This is a genomic window from Bacillus sp. REN3 (assembly GCF_017912555.1).
Taxonomy (GTDB): domain Bacteria; phylum Bacillota; class Bacilli; order Bacillales; family Cytobacillaceae; genus Mesobacillus.
Genome location: NZ_JAERSD010000003.1, coordinates 273,874 through 296,245, shown reverse-complemented (window position 1 = coordinate 296,245; position 22,372 = coordinate 273,874). Strand labels below are relative to the sequence as shown.

Here is a 22,372-nt window from a genome sequence, read left to right as displayed (position 1 = left end):
TAATCGTTAAAAAGGGATGTTGGCAAGTAGCTACATTTTTAACTGCCAAATCATACATTTCCCGCTTGCCAAATACAGTCATTCTTATTTGCAAATATAAATCGAGTGGTTGTAGTCTTTTATTTTTTACCACAGGTTTACTTAACTTCATGAGTTGTTGATTCAAATATCAAATTATTTTTTACCATGTAATTTTTCGAGTCAAAAAAACCTTGAAAGGCATATTACCAATCAAGGTTTTAAGTATTGTAACCGTCAGATAAACTTTGAACACTTTTTGCTGAATAGAAGTGAACACTTTACTGGAAAACAGTGTTTAGTCTTATTCAGCATTTTTAGGTAAGAAAGTGTTCATTTCTACTTAGCGGTTACAAGTATCTATGAATTATCTTTTATTGGACCATAATTAACAATTAAAATATGCTTTCAAGAAATCAAAAAACGATGACCAACTTTCCTTTAATTCACCTTTAATAAGTAGTTCATCTCCACCCTCAAAATTAACTATATAAACTTTATCTGTTACAGTATCCAGTACTAATACAGCATTTGCTGACATTTCACTTAAAACCAGATATTGCTTCGGAAAACCATGTTCTTTTCTAGAAATGAGTGTGTATGATTCAATATTGTTTTCTTCATCTAGTCTCTCAGGCAATATACTCATATTATCTTCCTCCTAAAGCTTCTTCTCCTCGTATTTTCCAATAATTAATAGAATCTACTTTTTGAAACGCTCCTCTAGTTGTCTCATCCATTGGATAAAATGGGTTTAATCTTTCCTTTATAAGGATGTAGTGGAGCTCTTTTAGCATTAGCGATATTATGGTACCTTGTTGAAGCTTCATATAATGGTCCAACACCTTTTTGTTGTGAATGATGCAATGTTGCAACACTACCTGCTCCATCAACAATAGGGGCAAGTCCGTATTTCGCAGATGCTTCAGCATTTGTTAGCCCGCGACCTTTTTTAGCACCTTTTGTTCGGACCATATCCCAATTAAAATCTCCTCTTTGATATACTTTATAAGTAAATCCTGTGCCATCTTTACCTGCATTATACTCTACACTTCTAGTAAAATATTTATTATTTTTATAGTCCTTTAGATGTTGATAAGTTTCTTTACCCGTACCCTTACCAACCTCATCACCCTTCCCCACCACAATTCTCGAAATCTGTTCCTTCGCTTTCTGGAACGCTTCCCGGACGGTCGTGCGGTAGGCGCCGACTCCGGCGAGTTGGACTTGGAGGTTCATCGGGATAGGCACGTCGCCGATCTTCTTGACGACGTTGTCGAACCAGACCTTGGTTGCGGCTAACGGGCCGACGAAAAAGCTTTAAATAATGAAAATAGCCATCGAAGGGGTCTGGTTTCGATGGCTGTGTTCAAAAGATAATAGATGTATTGGCTCTAAGATTCGCATTAAGTAGCTCTATTGTTCATGAAGGGTGATCTCCTGTTGCAATACTTAAGTGCTCTCTATAGCAGAGATGGATCATTTTGATGGCAGAAGCGGACCAAAAACATGTCAACGCTGGAATAATCACATGGCTGTAGTCAGCCTCCTAATGCTTCTATTTCTTCCTGTCGTTTAAATGTCTTGAAGCCCTATTACAATCCATTCGTCTACAATATCCCAGAAATTCACATTATACTCAGGCTGATCATTGGTAAACCACAATGTCGCAATTTCGTTGTTACAGTTGTTTAAATCTATAGCAACATATCCTCCCATACCGTTCTCGAAAAAACCATAGGTTGTAGCCATATTGATTCCTAATGGCTCATCTAATTCTTCAAGAATTCCCCATTCATAATTTTCAAAATGAGTTATGCATTCTACAGGAACCAGCCCCATAGCTCTACTTGGGAGATAATAAAACCCGTTGTGTAACTTTTCATAAAATCCCTTAATAGATTGTGGAACATTTGACCAACCTTGTTGCATTCCGGTAATATTAATAGAATTATGCGGTATTCCACCTTCATAATAAAGAACTTCATTATTTTCACTTTTTACGCTGTATAGTACCGCATATTGTCCATTATCAAGAATTAGCTCAAATTCTAACAAATTCTCTTTCAAGTATGAAATAGTATTACTCAATTCCTTCTGACATACGCTATTCCATAAGGCAATCAATTTTTCTATCTTTCTAGTTGTATCTTCTTCTTTAAATATCTCTAACCATTTATCGGGCATATTTTCCTTTTCAATATTAAGCAAGCCTTTGTTAGATACAAACTCGATACTTTTTCTGTATTGTTTTAAAAAAGATAATTTATCCATCCGAAGTCACTCCTTTTTATGTACCTTATTAAATTCATCTATCATCTTTTGTATCTCAATTTCTAGTTCTCTTTCTTTTAATATCATTTTTTCCCTAAATATAGGATTTACCATAATATTTTCTTTTTTATAAATATACCATTCTGCAAAGGATTTTGAACCTTTAGATGTATTAGCAGCTTCACTCAGACCAATAAAATTCTCTACAAAATTGGCGATTTCCTTTTGTTGATTGTAAGTTAATGTTTCAAAACCTTCCAAACGAGCTATTTTCTCAAGAGAAACTATATGGTCTGCATGCAATTTTTTATCAATTGTTTTTCCAGGTAGAGCAAAATCTTCAGTTCCTATAATATCGTCAATATTTTTGTTAATTTCTCGTTGTATTTTAGAGGATGGCGATGCTCTCCTTAATTTAGCATATGTCTCATCGGAAATTTTCCTTTCGCCATATCTGGCGCCTGAAGGTACATTTTTATGTGCACCCTTACCAACCTCATCACCCTTCCCCACCACTATCCTCGAAATCTGTTCCTTCGCTTCCTGGAACGCTTCCCGGACGGTCGTGCGGTAGGCGCCGACTCCGGCAAGCTGGACTTGCAGGTTCATTGGGATGGGCAGGTCGCCGATCTTCTTGACAACGTTGTCAAACCAGACCTTGGTTGCGGCTAACGGGCCGACGACGACATCATCGTAGACCTTCTTGAAGGCCTGGCGGACCTTTCCGGTGTCGAGGACGTTCTTGATCGACATAAAAACCTTTGGGTCTTTGGCGAACATCGGGAAATCGACCTTTGAACCTGCTTTTCCTGCCTTGGTTCCCGCAACAGCGACCTTCCCGCCAACCCCAACGACTTTTGCTGGCGGGAAAATCGATAGCCCCAGCATAATAGCGGCCAGTGTCTTGTCACCGGCTGAGAGTTTCTCCCCTGTCACCGGGTCGTATTCGCCAGTGAGCCGCAGGAGGTCGTACCAGCCCAGCAGCTCAAGTAGGAAGTTGCCGGCTTTCCCGGACATCTTCCGGTCAGCTTCTGCCATTTTCGCTGCCGTCAGCTTGATCAGCCGCTGGGCATCGTCGAGCTTGCTTTTATATCGCTTAACGGAATACTTGAAATCCGCCTCGAGGTTATGTATATGGCCTGGCACCGCGCCAGGGAAATTGGCGAGCAGGGAGTTGAAGTGCAGGTTGATCGCCCGCAGCGCATGGTCGCATTCCTGTTCCGCCTTCACGATTTGCTTAGCGAATGCCTCCAGCTCGTCCACCTTGATCTGAACCCGACTCATCGCAGTGCCTCCGCCTGGTCCTGCAGCCTGCGGATTTCCTGGGTGATCGCATTCATCAGGTCGTTACCTACAGTATAGGACTTGTTCCCCTCTACCTTCAAATCTCCCGCAATCTGTTCATATGCCTGGCGTGTCTCCCCCTGCCAGGTCGGCGCATGGCAGCCATGCGCTGCGCGATAAAGGTTCTTCGCATCCTCCAGCCGCTCCATCGCCTGCCGGACATTCTTCCTGTATCCCTCCAGCACATGGATTTTCATCAGCAGCTTCTGCCTTTTTGCTTTCCGTTCAAGCTCTTCAGCTAACTTCAACTCCAAAATATCCCCTCCCATTCCGACTTTATTCACCCAAAATAGCACCAAATAATGGGTATAGAGTAATCCGACATAAGTATCAAATTTCCAGATTCTCTTCGACAATCTTCGAGCCAGTCGCAATGAAAAGGTACCCGATTGTTTAAGCAGAATGAAGTAAGGAAGGTTAATGCTCCTGCTTTATCACCATTCCGGTTTTAAAGGATGATAGCTTATCTAGCGCTCTCTGTCTAAATGCTTCTTCATCTAAAAATCTAATAAACAAAGAAAATTTCGAAGTTAAAATTTTAGTTGTACCCTTCCGATAGTTAATCATCACTACAAATGATTCTTCATTTTCACCTTTTTCGAAAAGGATTACATAGATGTAGCGAAAATAGGAATAGTCCCTTTATTTCTTATATATGTTTCATTCACTAGCTCAACAAACTCATCAGGATTTACTACTTTTAAATATCCGTTCATGAACGTTCCATAACCATGTATTCTCCATGCCTCAATCAATTCTTTTGGGAGAAGCTCTTTATATTTATTAATTGTGGTATCTTCCACTTTGCCAATTTGCTGAAAATCATCGTAGGTATTCAATTTTATACCTCCTCTAATGTGTACGTTTAACATTCAAATACGTACTTTTACGTTGTTCCGACGTCATATTACTAGCCATTTCTCTTATTTTGTCATCTACATATCAATTCTATATTTCCATTGTGCTCTAATTGAAGAATTAATTCTTTTTTCTCCCATACCTACTACATGAAATGGATTCCCACCTGCTATTTGATCTGGATTATGTATGGAGTGCAGCTTGTGTTTTTAACCAACTTTCTGCTTTTTCTCGGCTTCTTCCCACGACATTCCACTCTTAAAATCTTTTAAATGTTGTTCCATTTGAGCCTCTCCTTTAATGCGTTAATTTCTCCATGCTTCCAAGTGATAATGAATTGACTACTCTCTATTGGGTAAAGAAAAAGCGAAGGATTTGCCCTTCGCTTCTTTTTACACTTTTGATATAATTGCTTAGTCGTGTAACTTATCAAGAAATTCTGTAAATGATGCTGCAACAAAAAATACATTTTCTCTTGCACGTTCCTCTGCCTGCTCTTCTGTTAAACCCTCTTCCTTCATTAACATTTCTTTATCCCACGCGTTTTCATGTTCCCAAAAAATCACAATTGGATTATCTTCATGATCTGTATAATCAAAGCATATTAAGTTTCCTGCAGGATCAAATGCAAATGGAATTATCTTTTTTGGAAGTGTATCCTTATAATCATTGAAGACTTCTAGAATATGCTCATCATCTTCACTGTCATATGTTAATAATGTTCCAAATACCTTTTCTTTTCCTTCAACTTGAAATAACTCAGGGCTAACATGTGCACCATTATAATTCATAGCAACTTCTATATAATCTAAGGGAAATTTCACTCCTAATTTTTCTCCAACATTCTCCACTTCTTTCTTAGTCACTGGTTCATCCCATGATCTCCAATTTATCTTACTCATCTGATACCATCTCCCCATAATTTATTTCCACCTAAATGATTCACTTTATGTGTCTTAGATACCACAAGTTGCATCTTACCAGGTACCTGATGATGATGCCATGTCAATCCTTTAATTCTGGCTTCACCATTTTCAATATCTCGAAGTTGTTTTGGTGTAAATATGTCCTTAGATATTTTCCCTTGTTCAATCGCTTCTTTTAACAACCCTGTACATTCTTTAAATTGGGTATCATCAGTTGTTTTAAACAGACTCTCTTTTAGTTTCAGTGAAAATTTAACATCGTCTCCCTTAAAAATTGGAAAACCTAGTACATACATCATAATCTACGCCTTTCACATGTTTTCCCCCCGCTAATCCTTTATTTACTATATTATTCTTTGGTGAGGCATTTAAATAGTCATCCACATGCCCCACTACGGCTTTAAATTCTTCTACACTATCGTAACCAAATTCCTTTATAGTTGTATCATCTACAACTTTCAAAAAGTGCTCAACACTTTCATAACCTTTTGGAACAATGGATCTGTTAATCAAGTTTCCATTTTTGTCATAATCATTTTTAATAACTTCATCAATTTCAGAACGGTGAACATTAACCGTAACCTATGTTGTAATCTTAAAAGCTAAAAATAATAAAATCAGCCATTTTTCCACCTTATTAAACTACTTCTATTTCTTGCACTATCGGCAATTTATAGGCTGTTTTATGTTTCATCATGCCATAAATAATATTCACAAGCCTTCTCATAATGCATACCAATGCTTGCCCCTTTGTTTTTCCTTCTTTTAGTTTCTTTTGGTAGTAAGCATAAAATACTGGGTTCCTTGGCAGCTTACTCCCTTTTGCCACTTGTACTTGCTGTACAGCTAGGTTATAAAATAAAGCGTGCAGCGCCCGATTTCCCTGTTTGCTTTTTTGTTCCTTTCCTTTCCCACCAGAGCCAAAGTAAACAGGCGCAATCCCCGCAAATCGTGCTAATTTGTTGGCATTTGGAAACCGCCTTACATCACCTATCCCTGCAATTAAAGCGGAAGCTGTTACGAGGTCAATGCCTGGCATGGAGTTTAGTTGAAAGTCTAGTAGACTCATTAACTCTTTTAATTCTCTTTCCACCTTACCTATTTCCTGCTTTCCAAATAAAATGTGGCTCACCATGCTTTCTACCAAAAAGTTTCGTGTTTCTTGATGTTCTTTTGTTGTATTCCCATCTTCTTTCACTAGCTTTAAAATCTCATTAGCTTTTTTCACTGAACAAGTATTGTAGCTTACTTCTAATAAAAAGCTGGTCAACTGTTTTACACTCACACCTTCTAAACATGAAGGTGACGGGTATCCTTCCCAAAACGCCAATGCTGTTTTTCCATCCACTTCTGAGAAAAACTTTTTATAGCTTGGGTAGTGGTGGCTCAATTGAATATGCAGTTGGTTCTTTAAAGCACCTTGAGCTTTTACCAGCGCATTTCTTCGTGTGACCAGTTGTTGTATGGACCAATATAAATCATGTGGTTTAGCATCTGGCAAATGGGCCAGTTTGTTCAACAATATTCGTGCGATACATTCTGCATCCCAGTTATCACTTTTTTGTGTGGTCATGTGGCTTTTTCGTTCAGCGTATGAAAGTGCAGGGTTTACTTCTTTTACAACCTTTCCATGGTCGGTTAAAAACTGTGCTAACGATCTGCCATATCCACCTACATCTTCTAATCCAAATACAGGTGTCAATCCTTCTTCCACCAGTTTATCAATATCCAGTAAAAACGTAGAGAAGGCGGACGGTTTATTTTCAAACTTTACTTCACCTAGTTTCTCCTGCCAACAATTGATAATAACTGCCACATGGTGTTGTTTATGCAAGTCTACACTTACATACAAGTGTTTCTGCCTTTCATGCATCGCTCATCCCCCTATTCAGTTTTCATTTATGAAAATGCTGGCAACCTTAGTTCGAGCGTTCACCAACTGGTGCGCATTGGTACGAAAGCCTATCCATTTTCATCGTTACATAGGGATATATAAGAAAATGAGTCCCTTTTTTAAGTAACCTATTAAATTATTGCTTCATGCTTACCATTTGCTTGTATTTCCGTATTTATATATCTCTTGATAAAAGCCAAATATAAAATCAATACTCCATGATGGTACTACCTTTTCAGTAAAGCAACATTCATGTTATCCAAAGCATAAATGTCTCATTAAAAAACGAAAAACACCTGTTACCTAATAGGCAATCAAGTGCTTTATAGTTAGCTATATAAAATACTTCATTAGATTAAAATGCCATCTCGCATAATTATATGGCAATTCTTTATAAACAAAATATCATTATACAAACTCTTGATGGTACAACCATCAAGAGTTTTTGATTTTTAGCAATCTCATTTATAATTTCTTTCTATTTATCTATCTTAATAATCTTCTTCCCATGCTTCTTTTGCATCCAACAACCTTTGTGATAAAAACTCATAAAAATCCTTTGCTGTGTTGTAGTCATCAAGTCCCCCTGGTCTATTCCACGCTATTACCGGGCACTCATTGTTCTCCATTTCACTGATATATAGACAATAAGCATATTCTCCAGCATCTTCAATAACTACTAAATCCTTGTCCATTCCTAAATCTCTATATCTCTTTGTATTATCAACAACAGGAGCTCTATTTGACTTAGCCACTCCTAAAATATCAACTCCAAATAACCCACCAGAACCATAGGTAGTTAAAAACCACTTATAACTTTCTGGTAATTCCACCCCTAGCTCATTTTGGATTGAATTAATTTGACTTTCATCTACTCCACCTGTAAAGTCATATGATTCCTTATGTTCATTAATAAAGTTTATTAATTCCTCTTTATCCAATCAAGGTTCCTCCCTTTTACAATTCACTTTTATCTATTTGCTTACATCTCCAATATTTACTTCTAAAGTTGTCATATTGCTTTTTTAATACAGAATCATTTCTAAAGCTCCCACCATTCTCCACCAAACCATGCAAAATTTTATTATATTCATCATGCATACTTGAAGGAATTTCTACCATTGATCCTGGCTCTCTTTGGATTAAATGATGAAGCTCTATAACCGTTCCATCTTTCCAAATTGGTGCTCTTCCTTTTTTCATTAATTGAAAATTTGTCATGCCAGTATCAGGATCGATTCTCTTATAATCGATATCAATCCTTTGAAAAACCCGTCTACTAATATCTCTTTCTTCTCCATTAACCTTTGTTGTTCCAGTATACTCCACAGCTTTATAGTTTTTATACTCTTTACCCGTACCCTTACCAACCTCATCACCCTTCCCCACCACTATCCTCGAAATCTGTTCCTTCGCTTCCTGGAACGCTTCCCGGACGGTCGTGCGGTAGGCACCGACTCCAGCGAGCTGGACTTGGAGGTTCATCGGGATAGGCACGTCGCCGATCTTCTTGACAACGTTGTCGAACCAGACTTTCGTTGTGGCGAGCGGGCCGACGACGATGTCATCGTAGACTTTCTCGAAGGCCTGGCGGACCTTTCCTGTGTCGAGGACGTTTTTGATCGCCATGAAAACCTTCTGGTCCTTGGCGAGAATCGGGAAATCGAGAAATCGACCTTGGATCCCGCCTTGCCTGCCTTCGCTCCGGCAACGGCGACTTTCCCTCCCACTCCGACTGCTTTTGCCGGTGGAAAAATCGATAGACCCAGCATAATAGCGGCCAGTGTCTTGTCCCCGGCTGAGAGTTTCCCCCCTGTCACCGGATCATATTCGCCAGTGAGCCGCAGAAGGTCGTACCAGCCCAGCATCTCAAGCAGGAAGTTGCCGGCTTTCCCGGACATCTTCCGGTCAGCTTCTGCCATTTTCGCTGCCGTCAGCTTGATCAGCCGCTGGGCATCGTCGAGCTTGCTTTTATATCGCTTAACAGAATACTGGGGTTTTCATTTTCACAATAAGAAACCTTGAAAGGCACTTTGCCAAACAAGGTTTTATAATATTCACATTATATTTTGGGAATATCAACTTCTTCTCCTGGGGATTTATTAATAAGAACATCAGGGAGGTTCGGGTTATTCTTTTTCAACTTATACTTTTGAATTTTTGTTAATTTAGGGTCAAAGGAGATATTCTTTGATTGAAATTCTAATTTGATAAGTTTATTATAAATTTTACTCAAAAAATCTTTCCAATCCTCTAATGACGATCTGGAAACTTCATCTGGGTTTTCCAACAAACGATAACCATCGGCATAATGAAACATTAGTAAACCCGTTCCTAAATCACAAGCCTCGTTTTTTAAAATAACTGTTGGTACATTAAATCCATTATTCCAATTATAATTTGCAGCAAAATAATGGAGTAATAAAGAGTTGTCTGTATTCGTTAACTGGCTTATTATATAATTTTCATCTGAATTGTATAGTGACTGTTCAAGCAAAATAATATCTTTCTTATCCATTAAGAACTTACCTCCCTTGTATATGAGTATCATGCTTAAAAGCATGCTTCTACATTATACATGGAGATTCGACATTATTATTTTCTGGCTCTCTAGCCTGCAATCAGTGGCTCAATCTTATGCATTGTTTAGCTCAAATCTTTGCACAGGTGGTTCATTTTATCTGCAATATTCAGCTTTTTTCGTTCGTCCAAGTATTAAAACGCTACTCCATGATGGTAACACCTTCAAAAGCTATGAATTTAAGTAAAGAATTATCCAATGTCGTCCAAAGTTGAAATTTCCACAAAAAAACAAAAACATCTGTTGCCTAATAAGACAATCAAGTGTTTATAGTTAATTCTGTACCATACTCCCGAATATTACTGAACTGGTCCCATAAATTCAGTAATAATAAGAATATGTTCCTTCAGTTTGACTTTTTTTAGATTCTCTACTTTTTCTGCTCCACCTAAACCTAATAGAGGTGTATAACCGAAGCACTCATCATAATCCAACTCACTATATTGTTTAAGGGCTTCGGGATAAGGTTGCCAAGACAAATCTTCATCTTTAAATTCCAAATCATTAATATTTTGAAAGAAAAATTCAAATGTAAACATAATTGTCTTTACCACACCATACCTGTAATTAAGTAGTCTAACATATCCATCTGACCAAATAACTAGATCACCCATCCCTGTAGCAAACAACACAACTGAATCCTTGTATCTTTGACTACTCTCCCCCAAAATCTCTTTAAATTCCTCTGGATTTACACTTTTAAAATACCCTTGCATAAATGTACCAAATCCATAATTACTCCATAAATCTATAATTTCATTTGGTACCAGTTGCCTATATTTTTCAATGATTTCACTCACAACTTTATTATGCAATTTAAAATCTTTTAAGTATTTTTCCATTTAAACTCCTCCCACTAATATGTTAATTTCACATTCAAATAAGTATTTTTTAGTTGTTCTGGTGTCATACTTTTTGCTAATTCCTTGATTTGTTCATCAACAATATCAATCCTATACCGCCATTGACTACCTATTGATGAATTTATTCTCTTATCTCCCAAACCTCCTATTACTTCTGCTGGATAGGCTACACTTAGTTGGACAGAAAAAATAAGGTCAAGTAGACTACAGATAATACATTTGAGGAGAAACTACTATGACTAAGAAAAAACGCCGGACATTTACTCCGGAATTCAAACAACAGATATTCAACTTTTCACCCTCCCGTTACATAAATTTTAATTTTCGTAACGCTTTTTTGACGAATAGCGAGTATTATACGACCGTTTCTAGTAAAAATACAACCCAAATTTATAAGTCAAAGCAGTATTAGAAACAGTCTTACACATTACCCATTGTTATCGCCACGAGCTTTGTCATTCTCGTTAGTTTGTTAGCTATTCCATGTTATAGCACCCTTGCCATGTAAAATGTCATCTCGCCCATTTCTCGTTCTTGTTCGTTTCTCTAAGTATTAAAACGATACTCCATGACGGTAAAACCATTATGAGCTCTCGATTCTCATACAGGTCATTTTCTTTTTCTCTCACTCAATATCAGCTGATTTAATCTAAAGCAAAGAAAAAAAACTTGAAAGGCATTTAGCCAATCAAGGTTATAGAATTCATTTAAACTTTCTAATATCTTTTAAGAGCATTATGGAAACCTCATTAATCAAACTTTCAATTAGCTGTTACTATCTCTTTCTTCTATGAATTCTAAAAATGATTCTTGCAGTTCTCCTTCTGTATCAATAGAGTCAAGCAGTAATTTAGGTTCTAACGAACAATCATTTAAAGTTGAACTTCCATCAATTACTCCTAGCATGTTTGATATGGTATCAATCATGGTTTGTTCAATAATCCTCATTAATGTATCTTTATTTTCTTCAGTTAAACTGTCGTAAAAACCAATAGCTTTTTTCCAATAATCATCTGTTTTAGGAGTAACATTCATTGTTTCATACAAGTCTTTATATAGTTGAAGGTTTTCTTTAACGATAGACTCATAAAGCGATTTAACAAAAATATCATTCATTTTACTTCCTCATTTCTGGATACATTTTTTTGTTTAATACAATAAGTTCTTTTAAAGCAGAATTCGGTATGTCATTATAGACTCTTCTAAGTTCCCTAATATCTCTTGCCAATAACTGTCTAGGATTATCTATTCCTTTTGTACTTCTAGAAACTATTCCATTAGGTCCTTTAATGGTGTGCCCCACCTTTGGAACATTAATTGCAGGTGCCGTATTTAAATCATAATTATCTACTAATTTCTTCATTGCTGCCTTCTGTCCTGCATGATGGGCATCAAGTCCTTCTACTCCTTTAATATCTTTATATGCTCCAACTTGATATTTACCCGTACCCTTACCAACCTCATCACTCTTCCCCGCCACTATCCCCGAAATCTGTTCCTTCGCTTCCTGGAACGCTTCCCGGACGGTCGTGCGGTAGGCGCCGACTCCGGCGAGCTGGACTTGCAGGTTCATTGGAATTGGCAGGTCGCCGATTCTCTTGACGACCTTGTCAAACCAGACCTTGGTTGCGGCTAACGGGCCGACGACAACATCATCGTAGACCTTCTTGAAGGCCGGGCGGACCTTTCCGGTGTCGAGGACGTTCTTGATCGACATGAAAACCTTCGGGTCTTTGGCGAACATCGGGAAATCGACCTTTGAACCTGCTTTTCCTGCCTTGGTTCCCGCAACAGCGACCTTCCCGCCAACCCCAACGGCTTTTGCTGGCGGGAAAATCGATAGCCCCAGCATAATAGCGGCCAGTGTCTTGTCACCGGCTGAGAGTTTCTCCCCTGTCACCGGGTCGTATTCGCCAGTGAGCCGCAGGAGGTCGTACCAGCCCAGCAGCTCAAGCAGGAAGTTGCCGGCTTTCCCGGACATCTTCCGGTCTGCCTCTGCCATTTTCGCTGCCGTCAGCTTGATCAGCCGCTGGGCATCGTCGAGCTTGCTTTTATATCGCTTAACGGAATACTTGAAATCCGCCTCGAGGTTATGTATATGGTCTGGCACCGCACCAGGGAAATTGGCGAGCAGGGAGTTGAAGTGCAGGTTGATCGCCCGCAGCGCATGGTCGCATTCCTGTTCCGCCTTCACGATTTGCTTAGCGAATGCTTCCAGCTCGTCCACCTTGATCTGAACCCGACTCATCGCAGTGCCTCCGCCTGGTCCTGCAGCCTGCGGATTTCCTGGGTGATCGCATTCATCAGGTCGTTACCTACAGTATAGGACTTGTTCCCCTCTACCTTCAAATCTCCCGCAATCTGTTCATATGCCTGGCGTGTCTCCCCCTGCCAGGTCGGCGCATGGCAGCCATGCGCTGCGCGATAAAGGTTCTTCGCATCCTCCAGCCGCTCCATCGCCTGCCGGACATTCTTCCTGTATCCCTCCAGCACATGGATTTTCATCAGCAGCTTCTGCCTTTTTGCTTTCCGTTCAAGCTCTTCAGCTAACTTCAACTCCAAAATATCCCCTCCCATTCCGACTTTATTCACCCAAAATAGTACCAAATAATGGGTATAGAGTAATCCGACGGAAGTAACAAATTTCCAAGTTCCCTTCGACAAACTTCGAGTCGCAATGAAAAGGTACCAGATTGTTTAAGCAGAATGAAGGATAGTGGGTTAATGTTCCTGCTTTATCACCATTCCAGTTTTATGGGATGAAAGCGTATTTATTGGCTCCTAAATCATGTTGTCTGTGAACCTATTTAAAAGAAACATTCTTCAAACGTTTTCCCTGTAATACAGAATTTAGCATACTAGCGAAATCGTCCCGGAACACCGAAACCTCCACTTGAGACCGGTGAGAAATTGGTCTCTTTTACAAGAGAAGCACGAGAACCGTCCCCTTGCTTCCTAAAAAATTTCTATTAAACAAACGAAGTGGTACGCGATGGCGTACCACTTCGTTTGTTTAAAGGTGATAGCTTTGGCTTATAGTCAAGAGGAATTGGGTGTAAGCAATGGCAGAGAATCGGGTGGTCATCAATATAAATAAATTGCTCAATGAATATAATATCTCTTTACGAGAATTATCCCGGCTTACAGACATCCGCCATGCAACGTTAAGCGAACTGGCGAACAATAAAAGGAAAAGCATCTATTATGATCACATCAAACGAATTAGCGATGCACTAAACATTACAGACATCCGGAAAATCATCGATCTGGAACCCGTACATAATGAAGATGATTGAATTTCCATTAAACCCAAACAAAGGTGAATAGAATGAAAACAGCCGACTACCTCTCCTGGGACGTTATACAATTCAATAACGAATACGGCGATGAAATTGAAATGGACATCATCCGATATCCGAACGAATACCAGATCACCGTAAATATTTGTGACGAGAAACCACCGTACAGAGACATTACCGCCACCGCCACACATCCAAGAAGCAAAAAACATGCTGCCAAGAAGGCTATGTTACAGCTATATAAAACAGCCTATCCAACTTTATTCGAACATAAATAAGCCCGCTATGTTGTTAACAGCGGGCTTATTACCTGTTGTGGAACAATTGCGAAACAAAATTTTTCGGGTGGTGACAGGCACCGTTTTCTAATATATAATTTGGCATTTTAGCGAAGTCATCCCGGAACCTCCACTGAGAAATTGGTCTCTTTTACAAGAAAAGGTGGATTTGATATTGCGGTGGGCCTATGCGGCGGAAGTGCACTGGGCCTGGTCAAGCTGGTCTCAGTGTTGGCCGATCACGAAGGACCGGCTGCCGACTATTTGAAACTGACCGGTACTAAGAAAGTGGAGAAAAAGGGCTTGCCTAAGATTCTCATTCCTACGACATCGAGAACAGGTTCGGAAGTGACCAATATCTCTGTGCTTTCACTAGAAACAAAACTAGAAACAACCAAAGATGTCATCACACATAATCATTTGTTTGCAGATGTCGCCATTGTCGATCCCGAATTGACCTTGTCTGTCTCTCCACGGGTTACAGCCTCCACTAGCATTGATGCACTGACACATGCCGTAGAAGCATACGTATCAGTGAATGCAAGCCCCGCTTCAGATGGGTTTGCCCTTCAGGCAATCCGATTGATTGCAAGATCCCTGCGCAGGGCGGTGGAAGAAGGAGGCGACAAGCAGGCACGGATTGGCACTGAGCAAAGGAAGCTATATCGCCGGGCTAGACTTCTTTAATACTGGAGTCGCCGGGGTGCATGCACTTGCGTACCCTCTTGGCGGCCAATTCCCCTTAACGCATAGCGAATCAAATTCAGGCCTTTTACCATATTTTATGGGCTACATTCGGAACAACTGCCAAACAAGGAGGGCTGACCTCTTAAATGCACTCGGAGGGAATTCAAACTTCCTTTCCGATGAAGAAGCCTCCTATAAGTGTGTGGAAGAACTGGAACGTCTGGTAAAAGACGTAGGAATTCTAGCAACACATTCAGAATTCAACATACCTGAATCAGCTCTTGAAAGCCTGACACAGGATGGAGAAAAACAGAAAAGACTGTTAGCCAGGATTCCACTTTCGTTGGAAAAAGAAGATATGATAGAGATTATTGAGCAGCTTTTGAGGGAAGAGTGACCGAACCTAAAGCAGTAACAACGCATACAACAAATTAGGGTTAAAAAGGGATCATTCCATTTATATTTTATTAGGCTCAAGCTTGATATTTCAGGCTTTATCGCCAACCCATAACACTACAAAAATAAGTGTTATGGTCACTTATTCCAATACCCTTGGCGGCGCAGTTGTTCCAATGGCTACACATGATAGGCACAAGAAATACAAAAAATTCCAATCGCACTAGAGAAAAAAAGCTTTGCCGCATTAAGCAAATTGCCTTTTTTCAGTTTACAGGCAACCCGTTTTTCTTTTGAAGTTCTTTATGCTCCTTTCCCAGTCCACCGGATAATGGCCTTACATTCTCTAAGTTTTTTTCATTATGAAAACACTTGTATACCTAATAATCTCAATGAAAATAATAATTATCACACCCCCAATCAAAAAAGTCATTCCTGAGAAAGAAGTAAATGATATCAATATACCCAGTAATACTAAATAGCTATAGTGGTAAACCGTTTTTGCTTTCGAAAATAGAGTTTCAATAAAATAAATAAAAGTCCCCCACAAAAAGGAAATCACCATAACTCCTAACCAAGAAAAATTAATATAGGCTTCTGTATAGAAATCTGGTGGTGCTGTAAAACCGGTATCATCTTTAAATACTAGTTGATAGAAAGTTACCGGAAAACTGGGAAAAGGGCCAGGTAAATATGCTAATAAATTTTGAATCCACGTCCAACCATAATAATAACTAACTTCAGAAGGAAAAATAGTATAAGATAAGAATGGAACAAGCGCATTACCTAAAAAGATTCTATTATATAAATCAATTACTCCCATCCAAATATTGGTCATTAATGTTTCTCCCTCTACAGTATTCCTACCTAAGAGAACGGAGGTGAAAATTCCAAGACTTACTGTTATTATTATGATTTTTCTTAAAGTTAAATTCAGCTTTTTCTTATCTATTTTTAAATAAGAAAAATAAATAACCAATCCCATTAAAGCATACATTAGTGGCCACCTTTGACCAGATATAATTAAAAGAAATAGAGCAATTACAACCATCAGTTTTGCCACTTTGTATTCTTTTACATAAAACAAGTTTAAACTAATACAAACAGGGAGACCAAAGTACCTTAAAGTTTGAAAGAATCCTTGTAAAGGAATATATGCTGCATCAGGATTTATATATATATTTCTAGAAACACGGTAAGAATTTAAAGTTCCCGTTTGGAAACCATACGTTAACATGTCTTTTATAGCCTTAAATAAAGGTACATAACCTAATAGGACAAAATATAAAGATACAAAAAAATAAACAATCATAGAAATAAGTACTATACTTGAATAGCTATCTTTTTTTAGTTGAGGAGAATATAACATTGTCTTTTTACTTTTCTTCAAAAAAAACACTAGCAAATAAGCTATATTAACTATCAAGAGCCCTATAGAGCTTACCAAAACCGGTATATATGCTTCTGAAATATGTTTTTGTTCTAAATATAATGAATAAAAACCAATATTAATGAATAAAATTGAAATACAAGTAAATAAAAAAACCAAAGTAACTCTACCCATTTTTTTATTTAAATAAAATGAGATAACTAGTGAATATAATAATGTTGTATAGAAAAATAAAGAAACCAAATGAGTTCCTCCCTCTATATGTAAAACTACTTTAGAAATTCATCAAAAAAATTCAACCTTTTTCTCTCTTTATAATCATTAAAAATATATTGTAATCCTTCTTTTCGTACCTTAATATGATGTGACTGTTCAATGAATTTCTTAATAGTATCAATATTATTAATTACATTATTTTCCGTATTAGGTAATTGTAATAAATAGTTTGGTTGTTTGTTCACAAAATCACTATCTATATAACCTATAATTGTTGGAAGTCCATATTTCAGATACTCCCTTGTTTTTAGAGGACAAGCTTCATTCATTTCTTTTCGATGAAGAGCTAAAGTTCCAATTGCTACATCACTTCTTTTTAATATTTTCACATACTCGTCTTTCGTAAGATAACCATACTGCTTTAAATTTGATGGTGGATTTTCAATTTCCTTAGTACCTATTACATGAAAGTCAAAACTTGGAAGATTTTTCGCAATAAAATGTATCTTGTCTAATCCATGCCATGATTGATTAGGAGACCCCATAAAGACCACTTCAAGTCGATCTTTACATTTATTCTCTAATGATCTACCAACAAATGGGGAATCAACGCCATTGGGTATAGTTATAATTTTTTTGTTGTATTTGGAAAACTTCCTTTTTAGCTCTTCAGTTACAGAAACAAACCCCTCAACGTTTCTCAGTAGTAACTCCCTAGTTATCAGATGAAAACACCTTATTGGAAAGGACATTTGAACCTTACTTTCTTTTACATCATCTGAGTTAATTTCAACAATAGTAAGGTGTTTTTTTGCCATCGTGTAAAATTTCCTACTGAAAAGATAAAATCTAAAATAGACTATATCTGGTTTCCAATCCCTTATAGAATCAATTCCATTAGTCGATAATACAAATTGAACTCTATTTTTATACTTAATTACTTTATAATCAATTCTGTTAAACATTGAATTTATTTCTTTATTAGAAAAATAAAATAATTTAACTTTATGTCCTTCATTAATCCAGCACGTTATCTGATTTAATATTTTTTTAGAGACTCCGTGTTCTTTATCTAATCCCTCTGCCACTACATAAGCAATATTCATCTTAACACCTCTAAATCTCCCTTTTCTTTATAACATTTAACTGTTCCTCAACCAAGTAAGAATTGATACAGTTTGCACCATTTTTTATTCCATTAATATACCTCTTAAATTTAACCATGCGCGACCAGTCAAATGGGTGATTAAAATAGTCATATATCATTTTTAATTTAATTATATTATTAAAAATAATTTCATTTTTTATTATATATTTCTTAGGAGCTTCTATTAATTTTTTATTTGTTTGCTTATTATGATTTATATTTTCATTCTCTATATTTGTGAATTCCTTATTGAAATACTCTTTAAAAATAATTTTATTCATTTTATACTCAAGCGGAACATTGATCCATAAATATAGTATTTCTTTTTCCCATAACGGTAGGCACCATTGGTAATTTAAATGCTCATATGCTCTGACTGAATTACAAATAAACTTTGCATGCCTTTCACGTACTTCCCATTGATAAAAAAAATCTTCTGCTTTTCCCTTTATATTTACCTTATCAAACGATTCAGATATTTTATTTTTTAATTTATCTTTAAATTTCATATTATTTTTATAATTCCAATTCCATAAAGAATAATGTTTTTTTATCAAAGCCATCGTAATATCTTCAACATCTTTATGATCCTTTGGATAACCTGAAAAGGACAACATCGAGGTATGACCGGGAATAATCACGGAATCTTCTGGAATTAATCCTTTTGTTTTAAGTTCGTATACTGCCATATGGTCTTGTATATGAACCAAGGAAGTAAGCCCATTACCAGTGTTGAAATACTCTTTTCCTTTTTGACTATTGCACCATTTAGTCCATTTTTTTTTGGTATATGGTACAAAGTGCCAAACATAATTTAAGGACTGAGCCATTTCTTTCGACTTCTTTACTTCCCAGTTTCCAGTTTTGCCATAGGTAAAACATATTACATTATGGTAACCTAAACGATTTAACATTATTGCAATTATACGAGAATCATATCCTCCGCTTAATGGTAAAACGGCTGTGCGTCCATTAAGATTTTTTATTAAACGTTTAAATACATGTATAAGATTACTATCTATTGATTCCATAAGTTCACTTTTATTATAGTTAAGTTGATTTTCACTAAAGTAATCAATATAATATTTAACTTCTATAATATTTTTTTGACGGTTATAAATTAAGTATTCTCCTGCTTCTAGTTGCTTAATTTTTGTATATAAAGTCTCTCTACCAGTTACATACCCAGTCATTAAAAATTCTGCAGAAGATAAAATATCCATATCATCATCACAAAGTTGATCTCTTATCCAATTAGCATCGTCACTTAAAAATGCATTTCCATTTTCAATACAATAATATAAAGGGAACATCCTTAAATGATCTACTGCAGCATATACGTACTCCTCTTCTTCATAAACTAATGAAAAAAATTGATTATTATTCTTTAGAAATGATTCAAATCGCTTAATACTATCCTTTACTTCGGTCTTTTGAAATTCTTGATGTATAAAACCTTTAATTAAAACACCATTATGATTTTCCCATGAAAACCCTCTATTATTCTTTAGAAATATTTCCAATTTATATACTCCCTTAACAAGTAATAATACTGATATAAAAAGAATAAAATAAAAATTTCACTAACACCTATAAGATCATGATCCTTAGTAAGGAGGAAAAAACTAACCCAATCATAATAACAAAAAGAGTATACGTTATAGATTTGTTATAAGGTATCTCTACTAGTTTTAAAATATATACGCAATGCCAAAACCAAAAAATGATGCCGCTTACTGCAAATAATAAAACCGTAATAAAGGCATCTTTAAATATTAACGCTCCAATAAATAAAGAAAGAATTCTACTAATGAATATAGATATATTAAACAACAAAAGTGTTCCTTCTTTCTCCATAACAGTAAATAATAATGAAAGTGGTGAAGATACAAATACTAAAAGTAGCCATATACTAAGTAGTCTGGCATACTCACCAGCAGGCAGCCATGCTTCTCCAAACAAGAAAGAAAATATGATGTCTCCGAATCCAAAAACGATGGATATCGGAATTATTCCGATATTTAATAAGGCTTTATAAGATTGATATGTCATCTGTTTTAATTTTAATGGATCAATATTCCTTAAATTTGAAGATGCTTGAAAAAAAACTTGACCTATTGCATTTCCTAAAACCGTCATAGGCATTTTTAGGGTCCGATGTGCAAGTGAATACCAACCAACAATAGTACTGGAAAAAAAAGCCGATAAAATAAAAATCGGAAGTTGTGATGATGCATTGTTCAATAAAGCTGACCAAACTGATATCTTTGGGAATTGATCGTATCTCTTTGCCAATGTCTTCATTTTATTAGTTTCTATAAAAGACATTGATATTTTATCACTTCTAGTACTGCTAATACCTAACCTTATTGTAGCTATTAATTGCCCAATCATATGTCCTATTATCAAGCCAAAAGCTCCATTCTTGGCAAATCCCAAAAATATATTTGTAGTACCTGTTGTAGCAGTTTGTAAAACTCTATTAACAGCTAGTCTATGATAGTTTTGATATCGGCTAGACCAATAATTTAAGGACTGATATATTCCACTAAGAAAAAGTGAAAATGGTACAAAATAAAGCCATGGATAGATATTTTTATTACCAAGTGTATACGCAATATCTCTACCCCAAATTAATATTATTAATAAAATTATTAAGCTTAACACAGTTGATATGATTACAGAGAGAACCAACAGATTAATAGCATCTTTTTTTTCTTTTGGTAACATTATTGCTAGTTCATATCTTCCTGAAACTGCCACAGAAATTATTGACGTAATTGATAAGAATAAAGCAAATAATCCAAAATCATCAGGAGTGTATAGTCTCGTTAAAATTGGTGAAATCGCAACAGGAATCGCTTGTGCAATTGTTGTACCAGTTATTAAGGTTAAAATACTCTTTAAGTAACTATTTTTAAAATTCACTTTCAAATAAGAAGCGTCCCTTCGTATTTTTCTACTTCAAATTTAATTACTTAAATCAATTGTTATTATGAATCAAAAAACAGAAGCATTTGACTAAATTTTTTTACGTTATACCCACAATAAAAAGAAGAAGTATATATTTGTTACTCTTATATATTTCCATATATTTTCTCTATTTTTTTTAAAACACTATCAAGAGAATAACTATAAATCTTTTTATAATTTGATTTCCCAAATTTTGTTCTCAATTCATTGGAAGTATAAAGTTTTAAGATAGATTTAGAAAAGCCTTCTATATCATGAGGTTCTACTAAGTAACCATTTTGTCCATCGGTAATTAAATCAGAATTTCCTCTAATGTTAGAACAAACCACTGGTAACCCAGAGGCCATGGCTTCCATTAAAGCCACTGATAAACCTTCTCTATATGAGGGAAAAACAAAAACATCTGCGATCTTACATAAATCAATTATATCTTTTCGAAACCCTAATAACTTAACTTGGTTTTGTAAATTTAAATCTTTTATTAATTTTTCCAAATACCGTTCTTGTTGACCTTGTCCTGTAATTATATAAAAGATATTAGAAACTTTAATCCTCGCTAGAGCTTTTATAACTGTTTCATGATTCTTATTTTTATTTAACTCCCCCACCGAAATTAATAGAAAAGAATTTTCTGGCACACCAATATCATCGAGCTTATCATGTTTATCAACAACTATTTTATTGAACCTTTTGATATTTAATCCAACACCCGGGATATACATAACTTTTTTTCTGACTTTAAATGACTTGCTTGCTCTTTCATAATCCTCTTTATTTATAGTTATTAATACGTCTGTATACCTTGATAATAACCATTCAATTGGATAATATATTATCCAATTTTTAAAGGGTGCTCCTTTAAAAAAGTGGAAACCATGTGCTGTGTATAATACTTTTACATTTTTAATATTTTTGCAAGCGAGCCTAACACATACTGATGCAACTGGTGTATGTGTATGAACTAAATCATATCCTCTATCTTTTATAAGTTTTTTTAGTTCTTTATAAGCAAAATAGTTTTGCTTTTTAATAGGAGAGCGTTTAAATCCTAAGTTGTAAACTTTGCATCCTAATTTTAATAACTCTGGATCTATATCCTGTTCAATATTAAAAGCTACATCAACTTGGTGTCCTAGTTGTAATAACAACCTAATATGGGGAATTAAAAACGCATTTACTGTATTTGAAATTGTAGTTACATATAAAATTTTCATTGTTACTTCCCCAT

At 36.2% G+C, this 22,372-nt stretch carries 23 protein-coding genes and 4 pseudogenes; 3 read left to right on the top strand and 24 right to left on the bottom strand.

Annotation, left to right across the window (positions count from 1 at the left end; genetic code table 11):
- Window positions 1-406 precede the first annotated feature (406 nt).
- The 19 genes and pseudogenes from JJQ88_RS04365 to JJQ88_RS04275 all read right to left on the bottom strand — a co-directional run.
- A pseudogene (locus JJQ88_RS04365) lies at window positions 407-646 on the bottom strand (SMI1/KNR4 family protein); the annotation flags it as partial.
- Between the two features lie 104 nt (window positions 647-750).
- The gene (locus tag JJQ88_RS21200; protein ID WP_246860923.1) at window positions 751-1,161 is read right to left on the bottom strand and encodes a hypothetical protein; all 411 of its coding nucleotides are present in this window, start codon (window positions 1,159-1,161) and stop codon (window positions 751-753) included.
- A gap of 432 nt (window positions 1,162-1,593) precedes the next feature.
- Window positions 1,594-2,292, bottom strand: coding sequence for an SMI1/KNR4 family protein (locus JJQ88_RS04355; protein WP_210364506.1), 699 nt, complete (start codon window positions 2,290-2,292; stop codon window positions 1,594-1,596).
- 6 nt (window positions 2,293-2,298) lie between these two features.
- The gene (locus tag JJQ88_RS04350) at window positions 2,299-3,576 is read right to left on the bottom strand and encodes a pre-toxin TG domain-containing protein (RefSeq protein WP_210364505.1); all 1,278 of its coding nucleotides are present in this window, start codon (window positions 3,574-3,576) and stop codon (window positions 2,299-2,301) included.
- Window positions 3,573-3,890 (bottom strand): DUF5082 family protein, encoded by a 318-nt coding sequence (locus JJQ88_RS04345; RefSeq protein WP_210364496.1) that lies wholly within the window; start codon window positions 3,888-3,890, stop codon window positions 3,573-3,575. The genes JJQ88_RS04350 and JJQ88_RS04345 overlap by 4 nt, the downstream gene beginning before the upstream one ends.
- Before the next feature lie 354 nt (window positions 3,891-4,244).
- Window positions 4,245-4,475, bottom strand: a complete 231-nt coding sequence (locus JJQ88_RS21195; RefSeq protein ID WP_246860922.1) for a GAD-like domain-containing protein — start codon at window positions 4,473-4,475, stop codon at window positions 4,245-4,247.
- 96 nt (window positions 4,476-4,571) lie between these two features.
- Complete coding sequence (locus JJQ88_RS21190) at window positions 4,572-4,667, bottom strand: polymorphic toxin type 15 domain-containing protein (protein ID WP_349237098.1); 96 nt, start codon at window positions 4,665-4,667, stop codon at window positions 4,572-4,574.
- Window positions 4,668-4,907: 240 nt separating this feature from the next.
- A complete protein-coding gene (locus JJQ88_RS04330; protein WP_210364526.1) occupies window positions 4,908-5,396 on the bottom strand; it encodes an SMI1/KNR4 family protein in 489 nt (162 codons plus the stop codon).
- Window positions 5,393-5,975: pseudogene (locus JJQ88_RS21650) on the bottom strand (HNH endonuclease). The gene JJQ88_RS04330 and the pseudogene JJQ88_RS21650 overlap by 4 nt, the downstream one beginning before the upstream one ends.
- A gap of 82 nt (window positions 5,976-6,057) precedes the next feature.
- The gene (locus JJQ88_RS04320; protein WP_210364504.1) at window positions 6,058-7,293 is read right to left on the bottom strand and encodes an IS110 family RNA-guided transposase; all 1,236 of its coding nucleotides are present in this window, start codon (window positions 7,291-7,293) and stop codon (window positions 6,058-6,060) included.
- Between the two features lie 512 nt (window positions 7,294-7,805).
- Entirely contained in the window at window positions 7,806-8,255 is a 450-nt protein-coding gene (locus JJQ88_RS04315) for an SMI1/KNR4 family protein (RefSeq protein WP_210364503.1), read from the bottom strand.
- Window positions 8,256-8,271: 16 nt separating this feature from the next.
- Window positions 8,272-8,703, bottom strand: a complete 432-nt coding sequence (locus JJQ88_RS04310; protein ID WP_349237094.1) for an HNH/ENDO VII family nuclease — start codon at window positions 8,701-8,703, stop codon at window positions 8,272-8,274.
- A 92-nt stretch (window positions 8,704-8,795) separates the two neighbouring features.
- The gene (locus JJQ88_RS04305) at window positions 8,796-9,236 is read right to left on the bottom strand and encodes a pre-toxin TG domain-containing protein (RefSeq protein WP_210364502.1); all 441 of its coding nucleotides are present in this window, start codon (window positions 9,234-9,236) and stop codon (window positions 8,796-8,798) included.
- Window positions 9,237-9,376: 140 nt separating this feature from the next.
- Entirely contained in the window at window positions 9,377-9,832 is a 456-nt protein-coding gene (locus JJQ88_RS04300) for a DUF4274 domain-containing protein (protein ID WP_210364501.1), read from the bottom strand.
- A gap of 362 nt (window positions 9,833-10,194) precedes the next feature.
- Window positions 10,195-10,737: a T6SS immunity protein Tdi1 domain-containing protein gene (locus JJQ88_RS04295; RefSeq protein WP_210364500.1), complete on the bottom strand. Its 543-nt coding sequence runs from the start codon at window positions 10,735-10,737 to the stop codon at window positions 10,195-10,197.
- Between the two features lie 14 nt (window positions 10,738-10,751).
- Window positions 10,752-10,913: pseudogene (locus JJQ88_RS04290) on the bottom strand (polymorphic toxin type 15 domain-containing protein); the annotation flags it as partial.
- Between the two features lie 610 nt (window positions 10,914-11,523).
- Window positions 11,524-11,874 carry a transposase gene (locus JJQ88_RS04285; protein ID WP_210364498.1) on the bottom strand — a complete coding sequence of 117 codons (351 nt, stop codon included), beginning with the start codon at window positions 11,872-11,874 and terminating at the stop codon, window positions 11,524-11,526.
- Window position 11,875: 1 nt separating this feature from the next.
- Window positions 11,876-13,006 (bottom strand): pre-toxin TG domain-containing protein, encoded by a 1,131-nt coding sequence (locus tag JJQ88_RS04280; RefSeq protein WP_210364497.1) that lies wholly within the window; start codon window positions 13,004-13,006, stop codon window positions 11,876-11,878.
- Window positions 13,003-13,320, bottom strand: coding sequence for a DUF5082 family protein (locus JJQ88_RS04275; protein WP_210364496.1), 318 nt, complete (start codon window positions 13,318-13,320; stop codon window positions 13,003-13,005). Before JJQ88_RS04275 ends, JJQ88_RS04280 begins: the two co-directional genes overlap by 4 nt.
- 500 nt (window positions 13,321-13,820) lie before the next feature.
- Here JJQ88_RS04275 and JJQ88_RS04270 point away from each other — a divergent pair, with 500 nt between their 5' ends.
- From JJQ88_RS04270 to JJQ88_RS04260, 3 genes and pseudogenes are all read left to right on the top strand, one after another.
- Window positions 13,821-14,054 (top strand): helix-turn-helix domain-containing protein, encoded by a 234-nt coding sequence (locus tag JJQ88_RS04270; protein WP_210364495.1) that lies wholly within the window; start codon window positions 13,821-13,823, stop codon window positions 14,052-14,054.
- Between the two features lie 32 nt (window positions 14,055-14,086).
- A complete protein-coding gene (locus JJQ88_RS04265; protein ID WP_210364494.1) occupies window positions 14,087-14,335 on the top strand; it encodes a hypothetical protein in 249 nt (82 codons plus the stop codon).
- Window positions 14,336-14,450: 115 nt separating this feature from the next.
- Window positions 14,451-15,457, top strand: a pseudogene (locus tag JJQ88_RS04260) (iron-containing alcohol dehydrogenase); the annotation flags it as partial.
- A gap of 307 nt (window positions 15,458-15,764) precedes the next feature.
- On the opposite strand, the gene JJQ88_RS04255 reads toward JJQ88_RS04260, so the two are convergent.
- The 5 genes from JJQ88_RS04255 to JJQ88_RS04235 form a co-directional block, all read right to left on the bottom strand.
- Window positions 15,765-17,051: an O-antigen polymerase gene (locus JJQ88_RS04255; RefSeq protein ID WP_210364493.1), complete on the bottom strand. Its 1,287-nt coding sequence runs from the start codon at window positions 17,049-17,051 to the stop codon at window positions 15,765-15,767.
- 26 nt (window positions 17,052-17,077) lie between these two features.
- The gene (locus JJQ88_RS04250) at window positions 17,078-18,130 is read right to left on the bottom strand and encodes a glycosyltransferase family protein (RefSeq protein WP_210364492.1); all 1,053 of its coding nucleotides are present in this window, start codon (window positions 18,128-18,130) and stop codon (window positions 17,078-17,080) included.
- A 10-nt stretch (window positions 18,131-18,140) separates the two neighbouring features.
- Window positions 18,141-19,694: an asparagine synthase-related protein gene (locus JJQ88_RS04245; RefSeq protein WP_210364491.1), complete on the bottom strand. Its 1,554-nt coding sequence runs from the start codon at window positions 19,692-19,694 to the stop codon at window positions 18,141-18,143.
- Between the two features lie 67 nt (window positions 19,695-19,761).
- Window positions 19,762-21,099, bottom strand: coding sequence for an oligosaccharide flippase family protein (locus tag JJQ88_RS04240; RefSeq protein WP_349237097.1), 1,338 nt, complete (start codon window positions 21,097-21,099; stop codon window positions 19,762-19,764).
- A gap of 149 nt (window positions 21,100-21,248) precedes the next feature.
- Window positions 21,249-22,358 (bottom strand): glycosyltransferase family 4 protein, encoded by a 1,110-nt coding sequence (locus JJQ88_RS04235; RefSeq protein WP_210364489.1) that lies wholly within the window; start codon window positions 22,356-22,358, stop codon window positions 21,249-21,251.
- Window positions 22,359-22,372: the final 14 nt, after the last annotated feature.